Source organism: Paenibacillus sp. YAE3 (assembly GCF_057546105.1).
Genome location: NZ_BAAIYF010000005.1, coordinates 11030 through 36207 on the forward strand (window position 1 = coordinate 11030; position 25178 = coordinate 36207).

Annotated in this window: 17 protein-coding genes; 3 read left to right on the forward strand and 14 right to left on the reverse strand. The window is 53.8% G+C overall.

The genetic code is table 11. The features are described from left to right. Positions 1 to 10: 10 nt before the first annotated feature. From AC27KL_RS11085 to AC27KL_RS11115, 7 genes are all read right to left on the reverse strand, one after another. Positions 11 to 874 carry a carbohydrate ABC transporter permease gene (locus AC27KL_RS11085; protein WP_487169696.1) on the reverse strand — a complete coding sequence of 288 codons (864 nt, stop codon included), beginning with the start codon at positions 872 to 874 and terminating at the stop codon, positions 11 to 13. Then, the gene (locus tag AC27KL_RS11090) at positions 871 to 3327 is read right to left on the reverse strand and encodes a DUF5696 domain-containing protein (protein WP_487169931.1); all 2457 of its coding nucleotides are present in this window, start codon (positions 3325 to 3327) and stop codon (positions 871 to 873) included. Before AC27KL_RS11090 ends, AC27KL_RS11085 begins: the two co-directional genes overlap by 4 nt. After that, on the reverse strand, positions 3327 to 5480 hold the full coding sequence (locus tag AC27KL_RS11095; RefSeq protein WP_487169697.1) for a YIP1 family protein: 2154 nt from the start codon (positions 5478 to 5480) through the stop codon (positions 3327 to 3329). The genes AC27KL_RS11090 and AC27KL_RS11095 overlap by 1 nt, the downstream gene beginning before the upstream one ends. A gap of 18 nt (positions 5481 to 5498) precedes the next feature. Beyond that, entirely contained in the window at positions 5499 to 6407 is a 909-nt protein-coding gene (locus AC27KL_RS11100) for a carbohydrate ABC transporter permease (RefSeq protein WP_339320953.1), read from the reverse strand. 1 nt (position 6408) lies between these two features. After that, positions 6409 to 7320, reverse strand: coding sequence for a carbohydrate ABC transporter permease (locus AC27KL_RS11105; RefSeq protein WP_487169932.1), 912 nt, complete (start codon positions 7318 to 7320; stop codon positions 6409 to 6411). 67 nt (positions 7321 to 7387) lie between these two features. Then, positions 7388 to 10372, reverse strand: a complete 2985-nt coding sequence (locus AC27KL_RS11110) for an extracellular solute-binding protein (RefSeq protein WP_487169698.1) — start codon at positions 10370 to 10372, stop codon at positions 7388 to 7390. A 13-nt stretch (positions 10373 to 10385) separates the two neighbouring features. Further along, the gene (locus AC27KL_RS11115; RefSeq protein WP_487169699.1) at positions 10386 to 11504 is read right to left on the reverse strand and encodes an ABC transporter ATP-binding protein; all 1119 of its coding nucleotides are present in this window, start codon (positions 11502 to 11504) and stop codon (positions 10386 to 10388) included. Positions 11505 to 11909: 405 nt separating this feature from the next. Between AC27KL_RS11115 and AC27KL_RS11120 the strand changes: the two genes are divergently transcribed. The 3 genes from AC27KL_RS11120 to AC27KL_RS11130 all read left to right on the forward strand — a co-directional run bounded on the left by AC27KL_RS11120 (position 11910) and on the right by AC27KL_RS11130 (position 14340). Next, entirely contained in the window at positions 11910 to 12644 is a 735-nt protein-coding gene (locus AC27KL_RS11120) for an MORN repeat-containing protein (protein ID WP_487169700.1), read from the forward strand. A 220-nt stretch (positions 12645 to 12864) separates the two neighbouring features. Next, positions 12865 to 13215, forward strand: a complete 351-nt coding sequence (locus AC27KL_RS11125) for a DUF2512 family protein (RefSeq protein ID WP_339320958.1) — start codon at positions 12865 to 12867, stop codon at positions 13213 to 13215. A 270-nt stretch (positions 13216 to 13485) separates the two neighbouring features. Then, complete coding sequence (locus AC27KL_RS11130) at positions 13486 to 14340, forward strand: manganese catalase family protein (protein ID WP_339320959.1); 855 nt, start codon at positions 13486 to 13488, stop codon at positions 14338 to 14340. Between the two features lie 170 nt (positions 14341 to 14510). Here the strand turns inward: AC27KL_RS11130 and AC27KL_RS11135 are convergent, their stop codons facing one another. From AC27KL_RS11135 to AC27KL_RS11165, 7 genes are all read right to left on the reverse strand, one after another. Further along, positions 14511 to 15215 carry a DUF4274 domain-containing protein gene (locus tag AC27KL_RS11135; protein WP_487169701.1) on the reverse strand — a complete coding sequence of 235 codons (705 nt, stop codon included), beginning with the start codon at positions 15213 to 15215 and terminating at the stop codon, positions 14511 to 14513. Positions 15216 to 15315: 100 nt separating this feature from the next. Beyond that, positions 15316 to 16980 carry a DUF6138 family protein gene (locus tag AC27KL_RS11140; RefSeq protein ID WP_487169702.1) on the reverse strand — a complete coding sequence of 555 codons (1665 nt, stop codon included), beginning with the start codon at positions 16978 to 16980 and terminating at the stop codon, positions 15316 to 15318. A gap of 195 nt (positions 16981 to 17175) precedes the next feature. Then, the gene (locus AC27KL_RS11145; protein ID WP_487169703.1) at positions 17176 to 18237 is read right to left on the reverse strand and encodes a suppressor of fused domain protein; all 1062 of its coding nucleotides are present in this window, start codon (positions 18235 to 18237) and stop codon (positions 17176 to 17178) included. A gap of 55 nt (positions 18238 to 18292) precedes the next feature. Continuing rightward, complete coding sequence (locus AC27KL_RS11150; protein ID WP_487169704.1) at positions 18293 to 19540, reverse strand: MFS transporter; 1248 nt, start codon at positions 19538 to 19540, stop codon at positions 18293 to 18295. A 920-nt stretch (positions 19541 to 20460) separates the two neighbouring features. Then, positions 20461 to 21099, reverse strand: coding sequence for an RNA ligase family protein (locus tag AC27KL_RS11155; RefSeq protein WP_339320964.1), 639 nt, complete (start codon positions 21097 to 21099; stop codon positions 20461 to 20463). A 62-nt stretch (positions 21100 to 21161) separates the two neighbouring features. Then, positions 21162 to 22121 carry an AAA family ATPase gene (locus AC27KL_RS11160; RefSeq protein ID WP_487169705.1) on the reverse strand — a complete coding sequence of 320 codons (960 nt, stop codon included), beginning with the start codon at positions 22119 to 22121 and terminating at the stop codon, positions 21162 to 21164. A 235-nt stretch (positions 22122 to 22356) separates the two neighbouring features. Next, positions 22357 to 24900 carry a LamG-like jellyroll fold domain-containing protein gene (locus AC27KL_RS11165; RefSeq protein WP_487169706.1) on the reverse strand — a complete coding sequence of 848 codons (2544 nt, stop codon included), beginning with the start codon at positions 24898 to 24900 and terminating at the stop codon, positions 22357 to 22359. Positions 24901 to 25178: the final 278 nt, after the last annotated feature.

The window sequence follows — 25178 nt, forward strand, 5'->3', positions numbered from 1 at the left end:
GGGATCTGCATTACCGGTAGCGGCGGCTGCGGTTCATTCTCAAAAACAGGAGCATGATCAGGCTCAGGAAGCAAGCTATAACGACGAAATAGATCCAGGCCAAAGCGCTGTTGTAGCCGTAGTTCCCCGTATTGATCAGCTCGATGATCGGGTTGTACGGGAACGTGAACATGTCGACCACCGTATAAATCAGGTTCAGCAAAATGAACGGCGACATGGCCGGCAGCGTAATTTTCCAGAACACCTCCCATGGGGAAGCGCCGTCGATCCGCGCCGATTCGTAGCTCGATTTCGAGATGGTCTGCCTTCCCGCCAGGAAAATCAGAATCTGCACCCCGGAGTACCATAACACCAGCACGAACCGGTTCAGCACGTCCATGACCGGCTTCGTCCAGGAGCTGTCCCCCAAAAAATCGAGCAGGTATTCCCCGATCGAAAACCGCTCCAAAAAGCCCAGCGTTCCTTCACCCTGATTCACGAATTCCGTCAACACATATCCCGAGGTAAAAATGATCGGCAGGAAGAACACGACCCGAAACAAAATCCGTCCCGGAAAATTCTGATTGAGCATGATGGCGATAAATAATGAAAAGACGATGATGACGGGCACCATGATGACGATTTCCTGAAAAAACGGGATAAGGTTATCGTAAAGGGCAGAACTCCCGAACAAAATTTCTTGATAATATTTAAACCCTTGAAAATCGTATTTGAGGCCCGTCGGCAGCACCGTCACTTTATGCAGGCTCATATACAGGGAGAAAACTAGCGGAAAGGCCATGAACAACAGGAAGCCGAGGACCCAGGGAGCAACGAACATCAGCGCTTCCAAATGCCGTGAAGTACGAGATTTGATTTTGAACTTGCCCATCATGATCTCCCCCCATGAACGACGGCAAAATCGCGGGCTTCGACCTCATAACCGCTCCCGTGATATGGCGATTCGTTGTAGTTCACGACGATTCGTTTCCCGTTTTCGTACGTCGTCTCGTACACGCCTGCGGCAAGGGAACGATGGCCGACGATCATCCGGTCCTGCACGTCTCCAAGCGCTTCGTTGAACCGGCCGTACTGCTTGGCGATTTCTTCCGACCAGTCCTTATAATGCGTGCTGTAATAGTTGTAAAGCGAACGCGTCCCGATCAGGTCCTGCGAAGCCGCATAAGTCAGCATGAAACTCGGGATGGAGCCGTATTCCAGGTTTTTCAGCAAATATGTCGTGTAGTTGTCGGCGGTATTGGCAAACGTCGATGAATACGGGATCAGCCCGTGCAGCGCGATTTGCATAAAAGGCACCGTCTCGTCGACGAACAGATCGAAGGAATTTTCGATCGGCAGGCCGTCCAGGGCATCAACGTATTTCCAGGCATACGCATTGGCGCCCTCCGCCCTGACGGAGCCCAGCGTTTGAACCGCTTGATCGAACAGCTGCTGCTGGATTCCTTTCATTTCTTCCCGCGTCGCTTTGTGACGTTCATTAAAATCGCTGTTCAACAGCGAACCCAGCCCTTCGCCAAACGTTAATCCGTCGGCCCCGAGCGGTTTGAATTTGTCCAAGTCCCTCCGCAGCATCTTTTCCATAAAACGGGGGCTCACGAGCGTCTTCGACGTTTCGTTTCTTCCTCCATACTTGATGACGACCGATCCCAGGTCCTGCAGCCCGTCCCGGCTGGAACGGAACCCATCGCGACCCGTGTTATTGAACGTGTATGAGGAGGCGTCCAGCGTCACGTCGTGGCCTTTGACATGGGCATATTCGATGAAATGACGCATTCCTTCATTGCCTCCGATGCCTTTGTCGACCGGGAAATGCCCTCCGAAATCGCTGATGCCGCCTTTTTGCCAGCCGGCGTAGGTGACGGCCATTTTTTTGACTCCGATCGCCGTCAGCTCGTTGACGATTTCTTCGGCTTCCGATGTCGTTGTCAGAGCCTCGTAAGAATCCCACAGGAACCCTTTTTTGGAATCGGCCCCTAGCAAATAAATCGGCAAACGGATGGAACCGTCATCCGGCGTCGCCCGTTTCAGTCCGTCTTCTTCCATCAAAACCTGGCGGTAACGCGCTGCCATCCCGACGTAATCGGGGGAGCCTGCGTCCAGGAAATAATACCGGATCGACCGGTCGCCATGTGCGCGTTCCTTGTTGAAGGTCTGGAATCCGTTTTGCTTGCGTTTATCGGTCGGCTGAAAAAAACGCTGCCTGTACGTAAACTCGGCCGTCGCCCAGTTGTACTGGTTCATCGATTTGGACGGGGCCGCAAGCACGTTGGCGTATTCCGCCCCGCCATGAATGACGGCCAACAACCCCTGACCGCCGGCCTTGATGCCGAATACGGGCATGCGAACGGGCTGACGAATGGAAAGGGATTGGTTGTTGTTGCTGAAGGCGTAATCCTCCCCGTACACCCCTTCGAAATAAAAATTGTTGTTCGGCGGCCGGTCCTTCCGAAACTGGATCAGCGTCCCCGGACCATCCGGTATCAGGAGGTAGCCATCCTCCCGGTCCGACGTATAAGCGCCGAGGAAGGGATATAAGCGAAGCGCCGCAATGCGCGCGTTTTTATCCTTTTTTTTCGTGCGTGACTCGTATTCGGCCATCTCCTCGCTGCTTTTCCCGTCCTTAAAGCCTTCTTCGATGATTTTCGTTTCGACGCTGTCATCCTTCAGGCTCACTTCGATCGGAATGGCGAACCCGATGTCGGGCATGTCGAACGTAAGCTGGAAACCCGAATCCGTGATCTCGAACCGTTCGATCGCCGCTTTCTGATCCTTGACGTTCGTTTCCTTGATTTGGTCTTTCCGCACGTTAAACTCGACGTATTTGATGAACACCGGCGATTGCATATGCTTTTTCCAGGTGTTCGTGTTATCCTTGTCGTTCCAGCCGTAAGCATCCGGAAAAGACCTCCACACTTGGCCGCTGCGTTTGTCCTTGACGAGGAAATGCCCCGTTTTCGGGTCGACGTACAGCCCAAGATAAGCATTTTCGCTTGCGAGCCGAAAGGCATCGTCGTCCGGAAACAGGGAGCGGTAGCTGTTGCCGGCCGTTTGGCTGCTGCGGCCCGTCGAGGTTTTGTTGCCGGACGCCCCCCCTGCGTTTGCATCTTTCGTTTGGGAAGGTTCGACTATCGTCCCCGTACCGGATCCCCGGGCGCTTTCGGCGCTGTTTTCCCGCTTCGCATCCTGCTCCGAATCCGTTTTGCCCGCATCCGCCCCGTTCGGCGTCTTCGTCTCCGCGGCGATGGTGTACGTGACGATGCTTGCGCTTGTCATGGCCGCTAGGAGCGTCAGAACGAAAAGCCGTTTCCACTTCGCCGGCATCCGCATCACATCGACACCTCCTGATATATGGTATAGAAGAAGTTCTGCAGCTCGGAAGACAGCCCGGCGATGATCGAGATCAACACCCAGGCGATGATCATCGCAAACGCGGTCAACAGGATGTTCCCTACCGTCTCGCCGACGCCGTAATTTTGAAGCGACTGGATCTTCCAGAAAAACAAACATCCGCACCAGATGAGCATCCCGGTCTGGAAAAAGCCGTAGATCGACGATTCGCTGAGCGTCATGATGTTGGACACGGCGGCCAGCGGCAGCCCGAGAATGACGATCGGGAACAGCGCATAGGAGCTGCCGACAAACACGTCCTTAAAGCGCGCCTCCCCCTGCCTGATGCTGCCGATCAAATAATTGCAGACGACCCAGGTCAGCCAAGTCACCGCTCCGGTCATCAGGAAGGTGCCGCTGCGTTCGTTGCTGGGAACGGGCATGAAGGTGAAACTCGTGTAATATTCCTTCGCCAGAAGCACCAGCGTTACGAACAAAAGCAGAAGGAAAGCGCTCAGGTAACCTCCTTTTTGCCTGTACCTGAGATCCGTGAACCCGTCGATCGGGTGCCTTAAAATGGTAAATGCATGCCTCAGCTGGACCAGCAGCTTGTTTTTGCCCAATATCCCCCGCAATCTTTGGCTTCCCTGCGTTAAAAAACGCATTCTTTTCTTGCTGCGGTAAAAGATCCAGATCAGGATGGCCGCAGCGAAAACGGTATTGGCCATGACGGAGAAATGGCGCTGGAACCACTGCAGGCGCAGCTGCCAATACGAGTCGGAATATCCGCCGACGTCCCCCGACAGCTTGAACAGGCGAAGCGCTTCTTTGTAATCTTCCTTGTAATACGCTGCTTCCGCGAGTCCCTGGTAAGCCGGCGAATACAACGCGTTTAACCTCAGCACCTCCCGCCAGACGGGTTCGCTTTCGGCATATTTTCCTTCCTGGGATAAGCTCGTCGCCTTATGCAGCAGCATCCCGAACTCCGTGGGCTTCAGTACGTGGATCAGGTTTTGGGAATCGTCCAGCACGAACAGTTCGTTGTTGGAATTGGTATCCACCGCGACCGGGCTTTGGCTGATGCCGAGCTGCGGTGACCCGATCGTCACCGGTCCCGTCCAGAAAAACAGCAGTTCCCCGTTCGGGCCGTATTGCGTCACCGCATTGGACACTTTATCGATCGCGACCAAATTTCCGTTGCGGTCCACCGTGATGTCGGTCAAACCGGACTTCTGCACCTCCTGCTTCGAATCGGTTTGCTGCGTTTCCGCCGCCTGGCTCCGGTTCCTGAACTTGGGCTCGATCCCGAACTTTTTGTCCTTCCATTGGTTTTCGCCGCGGATATTCAGCTTCTTAACCTGCTCCTTATCTGTCGCGGACACCGTATAAATGAACCCCTGTTCGTCGATGTGAATATTGCGTATGGTCGAAGGCAGCGTCCGGACCTGGCGGCTGAGCTGCTCTTCCGTGTAAAACAGCTTGCGTACGATGTCCATCAGCGATACTTCGGTCATGTTCGTGCCGTAAAAGCCGTAAAATCGGCCTTCGGGATCCAATTGGATGATCCCTTGATAACTGCCGTTGCTGATGACGTACATGAAACCCCGGGCATCGACGACAAGGTTCGTCGGTTCGTAGTGAAAGGATTCGTCGATGAAACGCGACTCGGGACGCCCGTACTCGGCAAGCAGTTCGCCGCTCGCGGAAAGCTTCAAAATCCGTTTGTTTCCCGTATCGGCGACGTAGATCGTCCCGTCCGAAGCGACGAAAACGCCTTGAGGCGACTTCATGCCTTTTGCGGTAATTTCGCGCAGAAATTCTCCGTCCCGGTTCAGGTGGACGATCCGGTTATTGTCCGTATCCGCGATATAGATTTCGTCCTTGCGGTCGATGAACAGGTCCTGCGGCCGTTTGAGCGGCGAATATTCCAGGCGCTCCGCGCCGTTTTGAATCTTCTTTTTATAAATGTTGTCCCCCACGACGGTGGATGGGTAATAGGCTGCCTGGCTGGGGATCCTCCGGTCGTAACCGTCCTTGCTGAAAGTCATGTAGGGCGGTTCCGCCGCGGCCGATTCCGGTAATAAGGCGGCGGTCAAAATACAGAGAATCGTCAACATATAGATCAGCCGTCGTCCGGCCCTTCGCTTTTCCATGATTGAACCTCCGTTACCCTACTTGATGCCCGAATGGGCCATCGTCTGAATGACTTTCCGCTGCGACAGCAGGAAGATGATCAGATTCGGCATAAAAATGATTAAAGACGCTGCGGCCGCAACCCCTTGCCGCGCCACCGTATTCGCCAGGTTTGATGTAAGCGATTCCACGTAAAACGGCAGCGTCTTCATCGCGTCGTCCTGCATAAACAGCGCGGATGTCTCCGAATTGCTCCAAGCGGTTTGGAACGACAAAATCGTTATCGTCGCCATCGCCGGCGTGACGATCGGAAGGATGATCCGGACGAGAAGCTGCCACTCGGTGGCTCCGTCAAGCTTCGCCGCTTCGAGCAGCTCATCCGGCACCTGATCCATAAACTGCTTCAGCAAAAACACGCCGACGGGCAGGGCCAGGATCGGCAGCACATGCCCCCAATAGGTATTCATGATGCCCAAGGACTTCACGACGATATAACGCGGAATCCCCATCGTCTCCACGGAGATCATTATTGACAGGAGAATGACGCCGAACACGATTTTGCGCCCGGGAAACGGATGTTTTGCCAGCGGATAGGCGCACAAGGCGCCCAGAATGACCATGCCGACCGTGGATAATAAAGTGACGACGATGCTGTTGAAAATGAACCGGGTCACCGGCAGAAACGTGTCCTGCGTCGCCTGGAGCAGGTCGGTAAAGTTCTGCAGCGTCGGCTGGCGCACGAAAAACGTCGGCGGAAACAGGAACAGCTCGTGCAGCGGCTTGAACGCATGATTAAAAATAAAAACGAGAGGCAAAAGCATGAATACGGCAAGCAGCGTCAGCAATAAAAGCAAAAAGATTTGCGTTTTGTCCATGCTCCGGAAATCGCTCCGGTACAGGGACCAGGTCCGGGCCATGGACTGCCGCATTTTGTTCAGTACCGCCATGTTATTCATCCTCCTTCGGCCCGAGCAGCATCCACAGGAACCGGCTGAGCAGAATCGTAAGAATGAGCAGAACGATCGAGATGGCGCTCGCATAACCAAGCTCGAGCCGCGTGAACCCGAAATCCTCGATATGGTTCATGAAAAGCTGTCCCGAATAATCCGGCGTCGGGTTCATCCCGGACAGCTGCGTTCCGATGCCGCCGGATTTTAACGTCCCGACGATCGCCATGACTGCGGCGAACAGCATCTGCGGTTTCATCATCGGAATCGTAATATACCAGATTTCCTGCAACCGGCTGGAAATGCCGTCGATCCTTCCCGCTTCGTACAGCGTCCGGTCGACGTTCAGAATGCCGGCCAGGATGGCCAGGAACCCGAGGCCCATGCTGGACCAGATCGAGACGACGATCATGATTCCGAGCAAATAGTCCTTATCGATCGTTAAAAGCACGGGCTGGTCGATCAAACCCCATTTCAGAAGAAAGCTGTTGATATATCCGGTGCGGTCTCCCGTAAACATGACCTGCCATACGACGACCATGGCGATCCCTCCCGTCAGGGATGGCGCATACATCGCAAGCGCGTACCAAACGCGGAGGGTGCCCGGAAGCTGGGCGATCAGCCAGGCCAGGACGAAGGCCAGGACGTATCCGATCGGGCCTACGAACAATGCAAACTTGAAGGAGTTCGGTATGACATGCTGCAGGAAAATGACGTCCTGCGAAAATAAGTTTTGGTAGTTCATCCACCCGGCCCATTTCGGGAATTCGATCGAGTTGAAATACGTAAAGCTGAGGGCAACCCCCGTAAAAACAGGAATGATAATAAACAAACTGAACACGACGAGGAAAGGCGCGATAAAGAGATAAGAAAGGCGGAATTTCCATATTTCTCTCATCTTGTCCTGCAGCATCCGGCCGAGACTGCCCTTCAGCTTCGGGCTCCGCGCAGCTGCCGGCTGCCGTACGACCCGGGTCGCTTCATTCGACAAGCTGATCCACTCCTTCCCAAGGTTGATCCATCCGCGGAAGATCCAGCGACTTCAGTGGTTCGCCGTTCGGCCCCGCAATCCCGAATTCCTGCTGCTTCCGCGCGAGCTCGCGGTTGATTTCCTTGATCGCTTTTTCCAGCGAAATGCGAGGATTCTCCGCGTCGACGACCGTCCGGTTCCAGGCGAACCCGATCTCGCGATCCGTCATATACCCGCCCGGCACTTGAGGGACTTCCTTGGTCCACTTCCACTGCTCCAAAATGACGTTCAAATCCTGCGGTTTCCACGGCATCTGCGCGAAAGCCTGCACGTTGGCCGTGTTCCAGCGGAACGTTTCCCCGTAATATTGCTCGAGATTGAGCCCAAACTCCGTCTGGATTTCGGTGGACATATACCACTGGAGAAACTTCCAAGCTTTCTGCTGCTTTTCCGGAGCACTGCTCTTGAACAGCATCGCATTGGTCGGATTGGCGCCTCCCGACCAGCGTACCACGCTTCCGTCCTCCCGCTTCGTCCCCGGAATCGGGGCGATCGCCCAATCGTTGGCGATTTCCGGCGCGGCCACGAGCAGCTGGATGTACATATTGAAATCGGAAATGCCGATCGGAATGTCCCCTCGCCTAAACTGGTTGTAAAAGCTCTGCACGACGCGCTCCAGCCCTTGGACGTTGTAGAAATCGGTCCACATTTTGTACGACTTGAACGCATCGGGCGTATCCAGCCCCGTTTTCAACCCGTTCGCCGTATACAGATCGACGTTGTTCTGGAACAGGATCGGCGTATAATCCGCGGGATCCATGTAGAAGTTGTAATGGTTCTGCAGCAGCGTCGGCAAAATCGCGTAGACGTCGTCCCACGTTTGCGGCACCTTCAAGTCCAACTGATCCAAAATGTCTTTGCGGTAAAACAAAACTTTGAACCGGACCGTTTCCGGCACTCCGTAATAACCGCCGTCATAATACAGCGGCTGCAGCATCCCCGGATTATACGAAGAGAAAAACTCGTCCGCGCCGGGCAGCTTGCTTAAATCAAGCGCCGCGTTGCGCAGCGCCATGTCGAACGGAACGTTGGCCGGAACTCCCAAAGCCACGTCGGGCATCATGCCGGATGCATTCGCCAAGGTCAGCATTTGCGGATTTTGGATCATGTTGATATGCACCTTGATCCCCGTCTCCGGCGTAAACCTGTCATTGACCAGACGCTGCAGCTCATCCACGTAGTCCCGTCCCCAGACCATCCAGACTTCGAGAACGTCGTCGTCTTGGGCTTTCGTCGTCGAACCTTTTCCGAACGAATAAAACAAGGATTGGAGCATACCGCCCGTTTTTTGCCAAAAATTAGACGTCATGCCGGGCAGCTTCGCGTCCAGAGGAGCGACGAACAGCTGATCCAGCTGCAAAGGGCTATCCGCCAGGAGGGAACGGTTCGATTCGAGCGATTCCTGCACCGATGCGATGCGCTCCTTGGCGTAAGGAATCTGGTTGGGTTTATTCAGGATGCTTTTGAGATCGGCCGCCCCGTTTTTCAACATTTGCGTCACGTTATCGGTTTTCGGATTGATGCTTTTCATTTGGTTTTGCAGGGAAACGAATTGTTCGCGGATCCGTTCCAGCCGTTCGATTAACCCCGGAATATCCTTTTCGACATTCCAAACCCTGTATTTGTCTTCCCGGTTGCCGGTGGCCATCCGAAGCTCCAGCAAAATGGACCGCAGCTCTTTGGACATATGGTCCATTTCGATCATCATGGGCATGTAGGGCTCATAATGGGCTTCCATGGCCAGCGTATGCGTGCCCTTTGTTAGGTGAAAAACGAACGGAGCCCCGTCCGAATCCGCTAACGTTATCCCCTTCCAACCGGAATCATAGGGAAAACGAACGGTTTTCATTTCCTGAAAGGGAATTTTGCCGTCAATGTATAAACTGCGGAATACCGCCATGTTTTTCATGCTGTTCTGATTGGCCCGCACGGCCAGCTTATACAGCCCGGTCTCCGGCACGTCGATCGTCCAGGCGACCGATTGTCCGCCCTCCATCCACCTTGAACCTCCCAACGTGTTGTAGGCGATGGAGCCGATCGATTTGGGATGCGACGCGGGATCGCGGTCATACACGTTTTGAATGGAGGTCGAATTTTTCTGGTCGTAAAGTTCCGCCTCGACGACGATAGGAGCTCCCGACCGAACCCCATCCGCAGGATACGACGCTTTCGCTTTTGCATACGAAGGCAGTTCCTCGGCCGGCTTGATCGTGATCCCGTGCAGCGCGACGGGCTGCTGCAGCACTTGCAGGCGGATCGTGTTTTTCCCCTGTTTCAAATGCCACTGGAGGGGAAGGGCGTACGCTCCGTTCGATTCCCGAAACGCCGTCTTTTTCCACCCGGACACTTCTTCCACTTGGGCGCGCAGCTGGTTTCCGGACTCGTCGTACCGCTCTCTGCCGACTTCGCGGTAGTAACGTTCCAGCACGATCGATCTGGCTTCGTTGAACGGGTACTCGCCGTTGACAAAGACCGATAGCAGAACCGGTTGGCGGTTGCCTCCGTCGCTCACGGGCAGCGGGTAATAGTCGGCCCAAATCTCATACAGCCCTTCCCGGGCCACATCGGCTTCGTATTCCACCCAACCGCGTTGGTTCGGCCAGACAAGCGCATCGGATTTTCCTTCGAAGGTTTCGACACGCAGGTCGGCGTCATCGGATTTGGCGGTGAATGCCGAAGCGGGCAGCGTTTGCTCGGATGACCCCTTCGATACGCCCGCTTTTTGCCAGGCTTGGAGCCGTTCCAGATAATAGGGTTCGATCATCTCCACTTCGGCCGGCATGGCAAGGTCGGACGTTTTCTTGCTTTGCTGCGATTCGGCAAATGCGGAAGGCGGATGGCTGTATGGCTGCGGCTTGATGAGGCTGACCACCGCTGCCAGCAATAAAACGGCGATGATGGAGCGTTTTCTCCACCTGTGCTTGTTGAGCTTCACGTCTGCAACCCCCTTATTTCGTCAGGAGCATTTCCGTATCTTTGTGGAAAAACAATGCCTTATCCATATTGATCGCCGCGGTAACCAAACTCCCGTCATCGCAGCGGATGCCTTCGTTCGCGCGGATGACCAGCCTGCGATCCTGTTTGATGTCAATATGGTAATAACGGTCGGAGCCGACGAATTCGTTGAACTGCAGGACGCCGGTAACCAGGGATTTCGAGGAAGCTTCGATCCGGTGCGGTTCAAAACTGATATGCTCCGGGCGTATCCCCAGGATAATCTCCCGGTCGATCATATGGAGCGACCGCAATGTGCTCGCTTGCGCGGGAGGTACGGTCAAATCAAAGCGGTTCGTATAAAATTGCAGCTCCCCATCCCGCTCCTGGAGCTTGCCTTTGATGAAATTCATCGGGGGATTCCCGATAAAGTTGGCCACGAACATATTCACGGGTTTGTTATAGATCATTTCGGGCGAGTCCACCTGCTGAATGATCCCCCGGTTCATGACGACGACCCGATCCCCCATCGTCATCGCCTCGATCTGGTCATGGGTGACGTAGATCGTCGTTACTTCGATTTTGCGGTGCAAATTGATGATCTCCGACCGCATCTGCACGCGCAGCTTCGCATCCAAATTCGAGAGTGGCTCATCCATGAGAAACACCTGCGGCGTCCGCACGATGGCCCGGCCTAACGCCACCCGCTGACGCTGTCCTCCGGACAGTTCCCTCGGCTTCCGGTTCAAAAAATTTTCGATTTCAAGCACGCGGGCCGCCCGTTTGACGGCAAGGTCGATTTCATGTTTGGGCAGCTTACGCAAGCGAAGGCCGAAGGCGATGTTTTCATACACGCTCATATTCGGATACAGCGCATAGTTTTGGAAAACCATGGAAATGTCCCTGTCCTTTGGGGGAATATCGTTGACCAGCTTGTCGCCGATATAAATTTCGCCGTCGGACACGTCTTCCAGGCCTGCCAGCATGCGCAGCGTCGTGGACTTTCCGCACCCCGACGGGCCTACCAGGACGATGAATTCCGTATCCTCCACGGTCAAATTGAAATCGCTTACAGCAATCTCTTTGTATTTTCCATACCGCTTGTAAACCTGATTGAATAGAATGTTGGCCACTGGCGATCCCTCCCGATTACTGCCCATTATAAAGGGGAGGCTGTTAATTTGGTGTTAATAAAGGTTTAAGCGATTTTATTTTGGAACATAAAAAGGGGCCGTTTTCGGCTCCCCAATAAAGGCTTATTCTATTTGTGAAATGCTGATCGGCAACGATGCTAAAAGGCCGAAATCGGGCTGAACATAAGCCTTTCATTTCAGGTGCTGCAATGTCTGTCCGGCGGTCCCGCCTTTTGCCTGGACGTTTATCATAGAATTAAAAATTCCGATCAGCAGGCAACTTCTTCCGTCCGGATTTCGTATATAATGGGAGTCGACCGAAAACGTTCCCTGCGGCCATCGCCGTCAAACGTTTCCAGGTCTCTCGGCATACATCATTTTCATACTCGAAAGGATGCTTTAATCATGAACAAATGGACGGCTTTATCCCTATCTTTGGCACTGTGTGCATCTTTGACCACCGCTTCCCTCGCTGCAGGCTCCGTCCCGGCGAAGGCCGCGGCAGCCAAAGAATGGGTCAAATTACCGAATCAAGCCACCTATTACGGAGAAGTCAAAAACGGGACTCCGGATGGGCTCGGAACGATTCAATGGGGCGAAGGCAAGCAGTATTCCGGCGCATTCGTCAACGGCAAACGGGAAGGCACGGGAAAATACATCAACGAATATGTCGACGAAAATGGCGAGAAACATAAAGTCGTGTACTCGGGCTCGTGGAAGCAGGACAAAATGAGCGGCAAAGGGACGCTTACCCACAAAGTAACCCAGGAAGGCGGCGCGGTCCGATGGAACGAAGTCCAAACCGGCACGTTCAGCGGCGGCGTTCTCCAAACCGGCTACAACGTCATCCATGCGCTGGCGGATCCGGATTACAGCTTCACGTACAAAACTCCAAAAGAAACCTTGAACATCCTTGGATCCAACAGCAACATGAAAGCATCATTCAAAAAAGGACAGGTATTCAGCGCCGATTACCGCAGCGGCTCCCTTCACCACTACTACATCGTTTTCCCGGCCGACAATCAATCGGAGCAGCGGAAATACGATGCGGCCCTGAAGTATTTCCAAAGCCATGTCTCCAAATTCAATCCGATCCTTGACGAATTCGAGCGGTTGTCCAAGCAGCTGCCGCTGAAATAATCGAAGCGGGATAACCTTTATAAACGCTAAAAAAGCTGTGCCTATCATAGGCACGGCTTTTTGCATTACGGACGGGGCGGCATGCCCCCGGATGCAAACCGTTCGGGCCATCCGTCCCTCTATAGCGGAGTGCCACAAACCGACAACGCTGTTTCAAGTCGATTCAACGGGTTATAAATGTATCAGTTGGGTAACCTAATTTTCAAAAGGAGTGATATTGATGGAAAAGCTGTTGGTGAAACTGGTGGTTCACGGCGTCATGATTACGGCTCTGATTTACCTGATGTCGAACGCGACCCTCATGTCGGCGCTGCTGGCCGCTCTTGGCATAGGCATCGTTGCTTACCTGCTGGGAGATCTCCTGATTCTTCCAAGAACCAGCAACATCGTCGCAACCATCGCGGATGCAGTATTGGTTTTTGCCATGCTGTGGATCATCGCCGATGCGGCCGATTGGACGCTGAACCTCACGGAAATATTGGTGATCACCGTTTTGGCAGGAGTTTTTGAGTACTTCTTCCATATGTGGCTGCTGCGGGACCATACCCCGGTTCGCAGACAGCGGGTCTAACCTGTGACGAAGGCTAACGGAGCCCAAAGACGGTCAATACAACAATAGCGAAAGGACTCTCTGGCTTTGTGCTAAAGGGTCTTTTCGCTTCTTGTTTTATTTTTCGCAATGGGTTGGCCTAAGTTTTTTTGTAGAGACTGGCTCGTCTCAGATTTTTTTCAGATGAGGACGAAGGAAAGGATTACCTGCCCCTTTAGCTGAATGAAACCGGCCGCATTGAATGAAACTGAAGGCATGCATACAACCATTTTAGGAAAGCGGGGCATCGCCATGTATTTCTACAAAGAAGATTTGATCAACCTGATCGTACCGGATAAACCGGATCCTGCTGCCGCTAAGGTCCTGCAAGAAACGCTCGGCGGCCGTTTCGGCGAGATGCGGACCATGATGCAGTTCTTTTTCCAGAGCAACAACTTCCGGGGAAAAGACACCCAGTACCGGGATTTGATCCGGGGCGTGTTTTTGGAGGAAATCAGCCATGTCGAGCTTGTGCAGCATACGATCAACCAGCTGCTAACAGGAGCCGGAGCTCCCGGACCGGGCAATGCCGGCATCGACGAAGCGCCGCTGGACGAAGCGATCAAACATGCGAACCCGCACCATTTCATCATGGGGGCTCAAAGCTCGCTGCCGGTCGATGCGGCGGGAAATCCATGGATGGGCAATTATGTATACGACCATGGCAACCTGGTAGCGAATCTGCTCGACAATCTCGTGCTGGAATCGACGGGCGTGCTGCAAAAATCAAGGATCTATGAAATGAGCTCGAACAAAACATTCCGGGAAACGCTGGCTTTCCTGATCGTCCGCGACAATGCCCATCAAAACGCATTCGCCAAAGCGCTCGAAACGCTTGGAGTGGAGTGGGGCAAGCTCTTCCCGGTCCCGAATTACGATATCCATAAATATCCGGAATGCAAAAAATATGTGGATATGGGCTTCCATAACGCCCAATTCAATTTCCGGCTGGACGCAACGAGGATCGGCGAAATTTTCAGCGGCCAAACTCCGAGCCGAAACGGCGGGAGTCTCCAAGTCGTTCAGCCGCCCGAAGGCTTTCCGGTTCCGAATTTGCCGGAGCTTCCTAACGAGCACAGCCCCGGAATTCGCGATCTGAACGCCTAAGCCGGTTCGGGGAACAGGAGATCGGAATCGCTGAACGTATCGGATTTGAAACGGATGAAGCAAACTGCTGCCGTATTCATCTGAAGCAAAAGAAAGCCGTGCCATTATAGGCACAGCTTTTTTTTCGTCCTGCTCCATCGAAGCAAAAGGGAACCCTTCCAGCAGTCCTTTTATGTTTGAGCGGATGCCCCTTTTTTCTGCAGCCCTTCGGCAAGCCGCCGCCAAAGCCGGTATTCCTCGTTGTGCGACCATTCCTCTTCGTCCATGTCGAGCCAATAATCGGCTTCCATCAGTTCGTACATATCCAGCAGCGTAATCTCGGCACAAGCCGGATTTTCGTAAGCCGCAATCATCGGCTCCGGACCGTCATCCCAGTTGTAGCCGTCCACGACGGCATGGATCAATTCCGGCGAAGACAGCTCCCGGATCCGGCGGCACATGTCGTCGATCGACTCTTCATACAAAATGCCGTCCACGATCTCCTGTTCCCGCGGATCCAAAGTTAGCCGCACCGCCCCTTTGGTGCCCAGGAGCAGGTCCGCCATCGTTTTGTTCCTTCTTGCCTCATTCCACGCCGTCCCCAAAATGCCGTGCGGAGAATCCAGACTCGCTCCGAATTCAAGCAGCAGCTTGACGGTCTCCGCCTGCTTAAATTTCACCGCTTTTTTTAGGGCGGTATCGCCCAGCTTGTCTTCCGCCTCCAAGTCCACGCCTTTTTCCAGCAAAAGCCGGATTCCCTCGACGGGCATCCGGTTCGTGATGAAGAGCATCAGCGGGGTTCTTCCGCGGGCGTCCCGTTCGTTCGGATCAAGCAGATTCACGGCGCTGCGGATGGCGTCAAGTTCCTTCGTTTTGCTGATTTCCGTCCAGTCCATTTCCTCGTTCCTCTTTTCGTTTTCTTCCGTATGGATGCAATCCTGTTCCAGGCAGGAAACGTTTGAAATCCCTCTGCAGGCCCCTCTTCCGCGAGCGCTTTTAGGCCATCCACTCCGATATCCGCAAAAGCTTGTCCTTTAGCGGCGGCGAAGCTTTTTTGGCAGTCTGCGCGAGTTTGACCGGGCTTCCAAATATTCGGTACAACACCGCTTCGCGCTGATAGCCTTTTATGGTTTCAAGCTCGGCCAACAGCGCGTCCGCCTGCTCCGGGCTGGCGATCGGGGCGGATTTGACCGGCTTTGCGGATTCGCTTCCCCCGAGCAGGATCGATACCCATACCGGCATCGTTTCGACCGAGAGCCCATGGGCTTCGATAAAAGCGTCCGCATAACCGTCCTGCATGGATTGATGCTCGGCGTCGACAAGCTTCATATATTGTTGCACCAACTCAAAATAGGCATCGCTGCATAATCCAAGCCCGAACACCGCATAAGTGCCCGGCATGACGGACTTCTCCCCCGGCTCCACGTCCCGGTACCAAGCGAACTCCTCCATCGCCAGCCCGGCGTATTCCGCCAGCCGCGGATATAGCGCAGGATAATGAAGCGCATTTCCGAAAAATTGGTGCAGCCGGGACTTGGCCAGTTTGGGAAGCGGCAGGAAATGTTTTTCCTTGCTTTTGAGCCCGAATCGATATCCTTTCGGAAAACCATTCTTCAACAGGTCGATGAGATATTCCAGCGCTTCGGCATAGGCTTCTTCCTCTTCGGACAAGATACGGATTTCGATCGTCTGCAGCACGTCGTTGGCTTTTCCTTGGAACCGCCCGCTCCGGCGCATGCTCTCGAATCGTCCGCTGCCATGCGCCAAAAACGCTGCCGCCTGCTCCGACCCGAGCTGCACGGCAAGTTCGAGATACTGCTGCCGGGTATCCGGATCCAAGGTTCCGATCTCCTGAGCGGCATACAAAAAAAACTCCAATTCGTCGGGAGCAGGCTCCCCGCGCCCGTCCGCCTCCTGCAAAACCCACGTCATGCCAAAGTCGCCGGTCCGCTGAAAATAACGAGGCAAAAAACGTTCCTGCGCCCACTCTTTGAACGCCGACACGCATTCGGCTTCCCATCCGGCCGCCCGCCCGCGGTTTTCCCGCAATTTGTCCCTGAGGCGCCGGATCAGCGGCTCGACGTTTTCCCGCTTCTGCTCGAACAGATCCGGGTTCAGAAGCAGGCGCGCAAAAAAGAATTCATCCTCCTTCGCCGGACGCACCGGGAGATCGGACAGGATTTTCGTTTGGATGAACGCATCCAGACGCTGCCGGAGCCGAAGACGCTTCGCCTCGTTCACCAACACCTGCGAAAGCCGCAGCACATGGTCGTCCCGGTCAAATTCCAACACCAGCTCCAGACGATAATCAAAAAACTGAGGATCATAAGGGCCATCCAAAAAAATACGGTTCATCCGCTCAATGAAAGCAGGGAAAACCTCGTCCGCAAGAACCTCGTCCGTCAGCTCTTGAACGTAAGAGCCGGCCTCGGATTTATACGCGTCGTCGCTCCATTCGAACGGTTCAAAGACATCGACATGGATGCGTCCGTATCCGCCGCCACCCTTCGGTTTTCTCCAGGCGACCCTCAGGTAATCCTTCATGCCGGCCTGCAGGCTCCTTGGTTTGGGAAGCTCTCCGATTCTCCGGTTTTCCCGTTCATAAATTTCCGTTATTTGATGCCATACATCCTGCAAAAAAGCTTCGGCTGCCTGGTTCAACGTCAATAACCCTCCTTTGCGATGACCGCGGTTTCTGGCTAGGCGAGCGATCCCGGCGTTCAGAAGACCGCGACTTCAAATCGGGCGGAGATCGCGACGCTCCGTTAGCTTCGTAGAAAAAGGCCGTCGGATCATCCCCCGTCATCGGTTTGCCTTCCCCGGAACACGCTTATTTTCCGCTTGCCGGGGATTTCGTCACCCGATCGTCTCCACGACGTTCCCGTCCTGATCCTTAATGTGCGTTTTTACGATTTGAATCGCGATGTTTTTTAACGCCGGAAGCTCGATCGTATTTTCTTTAGGAAGCAAATTCAGGCTAAGCTCCGTCACGGTTTGCTCGTTCAAGGAAATGCGGAGCTCCCCGTCTTCGAACGCGGCGGCCGCTTGTTCCCCCGGTTCAAGCACAACCCTGACTTCGGGCCCCACCAAGGTTAAGCTTTTCCCTTTCAAAATCCGGCCGCGCAGCAGCTTGCCGACGATGCCGGCCTGCTTGGCGCCGAGGCCGAGAACCGCCGGAGCCGTCCTGAACAGCCCTTTTTTCCCTGGAGTCCAGGACAACTGGTCGACGTAAAGGAACCCTGTATTGGATCCATCTTCCTCCATGCCTTTCTCCACCGCTTCCGTGACGGCAGGCATCTTGAGGAGCGACTCGCGCCCCAAATCGGTGATGTACTGCGGCATGTACGGAAGTCCGGCGGCAAGCACCCCCAGCGTGTTCCAGGTTTGCATGGACTCGAGCTCATCTTTCGTGATGCCTACCATCTGAATGAATTCCACACGGCCGTTCGGCGTCTCAATGGCGGGAAGCTCCGGATCATGGACAAAAGCGAGCGCCGTGAGCTGCGTGTCGGAACCGAGGCAAATCGGACCGTTTGCGTCCAAATAATCCCCGGATCGGAATACGTTGCCGCTATTAAATACGTATCGTCCCATGTTTTGCAGCAGGTTCAAGGCCCAGGTCGGTGGTTCTTCCTCTTCCGGGCTCCGCGCAAGGCGAAACGTTAATTCGAACCCGTATCCGCTGATTTCCGCGTCTTCGGTTTCTTTTTCGTACAGCTCCGAAAATCCGTATGTGACGATATGCCAATGAGGAACGGGCTTCTCGTTTTTATAGGCGCTAATGCCGTCCAAAGGATCCTGTCCGCCGAACATGAACGGAAGAAGCGTTCCATAATGTTTTGGCTCCTGCTCCCCGTAAAGGTTCGTCAATTGCTGTGCGATGGCATCCCAGCCGGATGTATTGTTTTCTTCGCTCATAGGTGGTACCCTCCATGTTCTTTTTGTTATCGTGCCGTTTTCTTTTTAGTTTCGTTTATTGTTCGAGTGCGCGTTCCTTGCGAATACGGTCTCCCCGATGGTGCATCAGCATCAGCAGGACGGAAGCGGCGAATGCCGCTGACACGATCCAAATCGGAATGCGCGGATCCAGCTCGTAAGCCCAGCCTCCGATAATGCCTGCAGGCGAAGTCAGCAGCAGGATCAGCACCGACAGCATGGAAAATACTTTGGCCCGTTTCTCGTCGTCGATCGCATTTTGTACGGCCGCTTCCAAATAAGGAGAGCTGATCATCAATCCGACGGCTGCGAATACGGTGCTTAATCCAATCCATGCCAGGTTGGAAGTCGGCAGAATGACCAGCATGACATTAGATAAGACGGATAACGCAAAACCCGCCATCATGGCCCGGTTTGCGGCCTGTTCCGGGATTTTGGGCATAAGAAGCCACAACGTCAGCAGCATGATGACCGACGACACCGCCGGAAACAGGGATATCAGCCCGCTGTCGACATGCAAATAATCGGCCAAATACAGCGATAGATACGTCGTTTTCATCGTCGCTTGGAAGTTAAACAAAATATAAATGCCAAAAATGAGCAAAAGCGGTTTGCTGGCAAAAATATCGCGGATCGCCCCGCCGTAATCGATCAGGCTTTCTTTCAGGCCGAGCTCCCGCGTTTCCCGCATCTTGCGCAAGCCGATTTCCGTTTCGCGTGTCGTCAGGTGGCGGCCGACGAACTGAAAGGTCATCATCAGAAACGCCAGCACGTACATGATCCTTACGCCGGGCACAAGCCCAAACCGGTCGACGAGCAAGCCGCCAAGCGGGGCAAACAGTCCGCCGATGACGCTTATAATCTGCAGCAGCGTAAACACGTAGGTTCGGTCGGAAGGTTTCGTATCCTCCACGACCAGACAATAAAACGCGACATGGGGGACGCGCTGAAAGCCGTTGATGATCGCCGCGGCCAGGAAAAACCACACATTTTGCGATACGGCCCATAAAATGGTCGCCAGGCTCCAGCTCAGCAGATCGAAATACAAAATCGCGGATTTCCGCCCCATCCGGTCGGTTAAATACCCGCTGATGAAAGAAGAAAACACTTGGACGACGAGACCGATGGTGGTAATCCAGCCGATTTTCGTCTCGGAAACGCCAAGGTTATGCATATAAAGCGTTGCATATGTACCAAACATGCTGTAAGGAATAAGAAAAAAGGGCTCGAACGCAAGGCATCCCCTGCTGTTCCCCTGCAAGCGGCTGAACCGTCGGCGCGACATACATTTCCTCCGAATCTTTGATGGTATCCATTCCTTTGATATGCTGATCAGGGCAATTTTCTTCGGGGCTTCTTCGGCTGCGGCGGTCTCCATGCCACCAGAATGCCCGCTTCTCCCAAAATCCTGTTGATCTCTGCGAAGGGACCGTCCCCTGTTAGTTGTGCAGCCAGAAGGCGGTTGCTTTCCCGCTTGCAAGCAGTGCTCTCAACTTTTTCAAGGACACTTCCATGATGTCATGGTCTCCTTCATGATTCCTTTCTCGAGATATTCATAATAACCCGCACTTGTGATCCGAATGCCCGTCGATTCGAAAAAAGCACATCAGATCTCAAGGGCTTCCAGCGGACCTATATGGTCCGTGTGATAAAAAGCCGCCCCCGTACACATGAGGCTATCTCCTTTCCAAGAGAGATGCGATTCTTTGAATTTCCTATGTATGTTGCAGCTTCAATCGAAAGAAACGTTTCGATACTTTTGTGCACTTGGGTAAATGTCACATTTGTTGTTGGGTACCCTGTACGGCTATAAAGCTATGAAACTAAAAAATCAGGAAATCGGAATCCCTATTGCCCATTGGAAGATGAATAGAAGGAAGGGGGTTCCATAGCCTGATTATGTATTAGTATATAACCTTTGCGCTGCTGCATCAATTTTCCGGACGTGAAACGGCTTTAAACAATGCTTTTGAACTAGAATGTTTAGTAGATTTCTCCTAACATTCGATTTTCCCTGTACATGATGATGATAACCGAATAAACGTCTTTAGGCACGGAATTTTTAGGATTGCTCCCATCGTATGTATAGTACTGCCGGGTGTTTCTTCAACTCGGAAAATCTGTCGGATGAATTACATGATCAACACGCCTTTCTTTTCTTGAATTGCGAACCGCTTATCCCGTTGCTTGACCTAGCTGCTATTTTTACGGCGATGGGGCCAACCGATTGGGTTCGACCGGCTTGCTTAACCAATGCTCGTCGGTTTGCACGTGGTTTTTGCGGACGAATTTGGCCGCGCTTTGCTGAAAATCCTCGTATCGGAACGCGGACGCCAGCCTTACGACGTACCCTTCCTGCTCTCCGCCGCAGCGGGACAGCTTCGTGTAACAAGCTTTAGCCGCTTCTTCGCTCCATATCCCCCTGTACAATACCGGAACGGTCGACAGCCCAAGACGCGCCGCCCAGCTTTCCGTTTCGTCCCAGGAAAGGCATACGTTGCGCTCGTTCCATACCGAAAACAGCATGAAATACGACGGCAATGATACATATTCAATCGAATGCTTGGCATAGACGTTTTCTCCGCATAACCGGTAGCCCTCCGGTATCAAATACCGGATCCCGCCATGCAGCGTCTTGACCAAATGCCGCGACGGATGATCCTTGCTGTCAAGGGATCTGGCATGGATGCCATCGGGGTACATCGTCGTGTTTTCCCCATCCATTTTTTCGGTAATGACCACTTCGCGGCCCGCAAAATGATCGGTGTTCCGCAAAATTTTGTCGTCGTCGGTATAGCTTCTCGACCACGGCAGATGCATCGTGCGCGGGTATTTTATTTTCATTTCGTTCACCTCCCGTGATGTGATAACGCCAAGCGGATGCGCTTCAAGATCGCGGCGCACGCTTATTTGGCAAACGTGTCGGCTTCGGCGAAAAAATAAAGCTCTGCCAGCACGTCCTCGCCGAGCAGGTGGTAAATCCTCGACGCTCCGGCATCGCCGCCATGCAAAATATCCATATGGAAGCTGACCAGATGGACGACATGCAGGACGAATCCTTCGTCATATCCGAGCTCCTGCAGCACATGCGCGGCGATGCTTGCCGAGACATGCTCGTGCCCGTAATACGAGTAATAGCCTCGGGATGCTTTCCATGCTTTGCTGAACGGCTTGCCTATGTCATGAAACAATGCAGCCAGCTGCATGGCGAGTAAATGCTCACCTTCGTAGCAGGCGTTCAAGTATTCCAGCACGGCATACGTGTGCTCCGACAACGTCTTGGAATGATGGGGATTTTCCTGGTCGAAGCCAAGCATCGTCCGAAAGTGCGGATATGCCGATAAATAAGCAAAAAGCGTGTCATGGTCCGGCCGTCGTGCAAGCAGCTGCTCCAGCGTCCCGCGCCGAAGTCCCGTTGCCGAGGGAAAATGCACCAAATGCAGTTTCTCGAAACCTTCGCCGGCGGCGGGGAATTCGAAACTTTTGGCGTATTTCTCCAATATCCGCTCGCCAACCCGGCGTTTCCTTGCCTGATCGCGCTGCGCGGCCACTTCATACGGCGTCGTCAGCACATGGCATTCCACCGGCACGTCCCTGAATCGTTTCAAAAATTTCAGCCTGCGGTCGCGGCTCACGTTCGTGGCGTCAAAAATGACGTTTCGTCCGGATTCGAGCGCCTTCCCGATCTCCGAAAAAGCTTCATCAAAGACCAAGTATGCGTTTTTTTGAATCGTATCGCTGCCGAACAACCTTTCGCGGATGGCGTCCGTCGCAACCACTGCGGCGCGCTGGCGTTTGCTCAATTCTTTCGCGTAATGGCTTTTTCCGCTGCCCGGGAGGCCGACCAGCATATGAATCGTGCTCATCGTTATCACCCCCTTTCGCGCACCTTTTTCCGGTGCTTTCTTTTATACGCGGTCATCGGCGGTTTTGTTTCATGCGGATTCCGATCTTTTCACATGCGCGCTGCCGAAAGACCGGGCCTAAAGCCGTTATCTCCCCCGAAAAAGCAAGCGGGGCGAAGCAGTATTTCACCTCTGCTTACGCCCCGGTTATGAAAGCCCTTTTGAATCTTATTGAACCGTTTTTCCGTTGTTCACATTACAACTTCAGCAGCTCGCCAGCCTGTACAGGCGTCAGCGCCCCGTCATAAATGCGAAGGTCGTCGATCAGCCCTTTGAACGGCGCATCCCACCAGTTGACTCCCAGGCTGAACACCGCATCCCCTCCGCTAAATACGTCAGGGAAGTTTGCCCCTTTAAATTTCTGAACCCCGTTCACGTAAAGCGTTAACGTGCCGCGGTCCACGGAAAATGCCAGATGGGTCCATTCCCCGGCCGGAACCGTCATTCCAGCCGGTCCGTCGTACCAGCTCGCGCTGCCGGACCATACCATCGTGTTGTCCTTCACCGGACCGCGCGGCACCAGGCTTACCCAATGCTCGCTGTCTTTGGCGCCGAAGAAGGTCGGGGTATAGGTCGTCAGCTCCTCCGGTTTCACCCAGAGGGAGACGGAATACGTATTGCTTGCAATGAGCCCTTTCGGCAGCCGTATTCCGGACTTGCCGTCAAATCGCGCCGCTTGACCGTTTTTGCCTTCGGCAAACGTAATGCTGCCCCCGGTCTTGTCGATCCGGTCCCCGGAAACGGTGCCCGCTTCAAAACGTCCGGCTTCTTCGGACAGGTTTCCGTCAAACCCGTAACGCGCGCTAAGCTCCGCCTTGACGTACGGAAGGACGGTAACGTCAAAACGCTTCGTCAGCTTCTCTTTCCCGCGCGTGATCGTTGCGGTTAGAACCGCCGAAACCGCGGAGCCCTCTTCCGGACGGTGCACTTCCCCTTTGGAGGACACGACGGACGGGTCGGAGCTCTCCCAGGAAATAGCCGTATGCCGCGTACCTTCGGCAGGCAGGGCCAAATCGGAAACGACCTTCGACGTATCCCCGAGGTTCAAATCTTGATAAACGGCCTGGATGATTTGTTTGTCGGTTTGGTCTTCCAGCTTGCTTCCCCATACGGCTATGCCTTCGCTTGAGGACGCCGTAAACGTCATGACCCGGCGTTCGGACACCGGATCCCATTCCCCGACGAATACGCCCGTATAGGTCTTGCCGCCAATCGTAAGCTCGGCCGCGTTATGCCCCGTCTTTTTCCATGTGCCGGTTGCGTCGCCGGAGACGGTATTGTTTTTCTCCAGCTTGATATATTGCGCCCGCTCAATCGCTGGGTTCGTTTCTTTGCCGTGGTTGATGAATTTGTATTCGCCGATCAGTTCCTGACGGTCAACCTTCTCCAAGGATTCGCCCGTATAACGGTATGGAGCGACGACCGGCCAGCCGTCCGCATTCATGAAAATCTGATGCACCCGCAGCTCATGCGCCTCGCCCATGTTCGGGAAACGGGTATGGAATACCAGAAAGCGCTTGCCGGTTTTTTCGTCGATCATGACGGAGTTGTGTCCGGGAGAAACGTACCCCACGCCGATGCCCGTCCCCGGATCGCCTATGTCGCGCTGGAACAGGTAGTTCCCCATCAGTTTGTTCCCGTAAAGCGCGTTGTCGGTATCGCCCGGCAGAACGGCGCTTTGTCCGCCGGCATCCACATAAGGTCCGTCCGGATTTTTCGAACGGAATACGCGCATGTTGTACCCGCCGTCGGCACCCAGCCATCCGTAGGTCATATACAGGTAATAGTATCCGGTCTCCTTGTCGTAAATGACGTAAGGCCCTTCGCCGGATTTGCCGAATCCGCCGGCGATTTTCGTTCCGAAATACCGGTCGACGAGGCGTCCGTCACTCGTTTTGCCGTCTTTTCCCGGATACATCGCTTTGCCGGTTTTCTCGTCGATCTCAAGCACGAAAATGCCGCCGGACCACGAGCCGTAACTCATCCAAAGCTTGCCGTCCTTGTCGCGGAACAGGTTCGGATCGATCGCGTTCGGATAGGTGCCGTTGGCGTAAGAACCGTCCGGGTTAAACCAGTGTTCGCTGGCTCCGGACAACGTACCGCCTTCGATCAGCTTTTGGATGTTCGTATTCGTCCATTTTTTGTTGACCTGGCTGTCTTTGTCCTTGGCATCGTCCCGGGTGAATCCGGAGTAGACGAGGGTGCCTGCATCTTTATACGGGCCTTCGATGTTTTGCGACACTGCAAAACCGATCGCGGACCGGATATACGTCGAGGACGTGCAGTAATAGATCATGTAAGCCCCTTTGGAGCCGTCGGCGTTGATGTAGTTTTCATTCCAGAACACTTCGGGCGCCCAGACCGCAAATCCCCCTTTGCTGTCCGAATCGTTCTCGCCCGCCCAAGCAAATGACTCCGCGAGATTTTTGGACAGATCCCCGTACAGCGCATTCCCCGGCGTCGCATAGCCGTTCGTAAAGCGGGTCCAGTTCTGCAAATCCTTCGATTTGGCCGCCTCGATATGCGAACCGAATACATAATAGGTGTCTCCGTCCTTCACGATCGATGGGTCGTGCACGGATACGTTCGTAAACACGGGTTTGCTTCCTCCCTGGTTTTCCGGTTTCCCCGCTTTGCCGCTGCCGGCGGCAGCTCCTGCCCCATTTTGTCCAAACGCCGGCCCCGTTAACGATGCAAACAGCATCAACGCGGCGAGCGCCGATACGCTTTTTCTTTTCATTTATGCCTCTCCTCTCTTGTCCTTCCGTAACTGAACGATTCCTTTCTGCACCGCATTTCCTTTATGTACCCCGGCTGTATCCCCTTTCTTGCATCCCTTTGAATAATGAAACGCTTACAACTAAAGTTGTATTTTATTTGAAACTAATTAAAACATTTTAGATAATAGTATATTAAATCAATTTAAAATTCAATACTGTAGCAAATATATTTTTACGACCTTTGGTTAAAAATCAAGCTACTATAAGCCGAAAAAGAATAAAATTCATGATCGCCTTG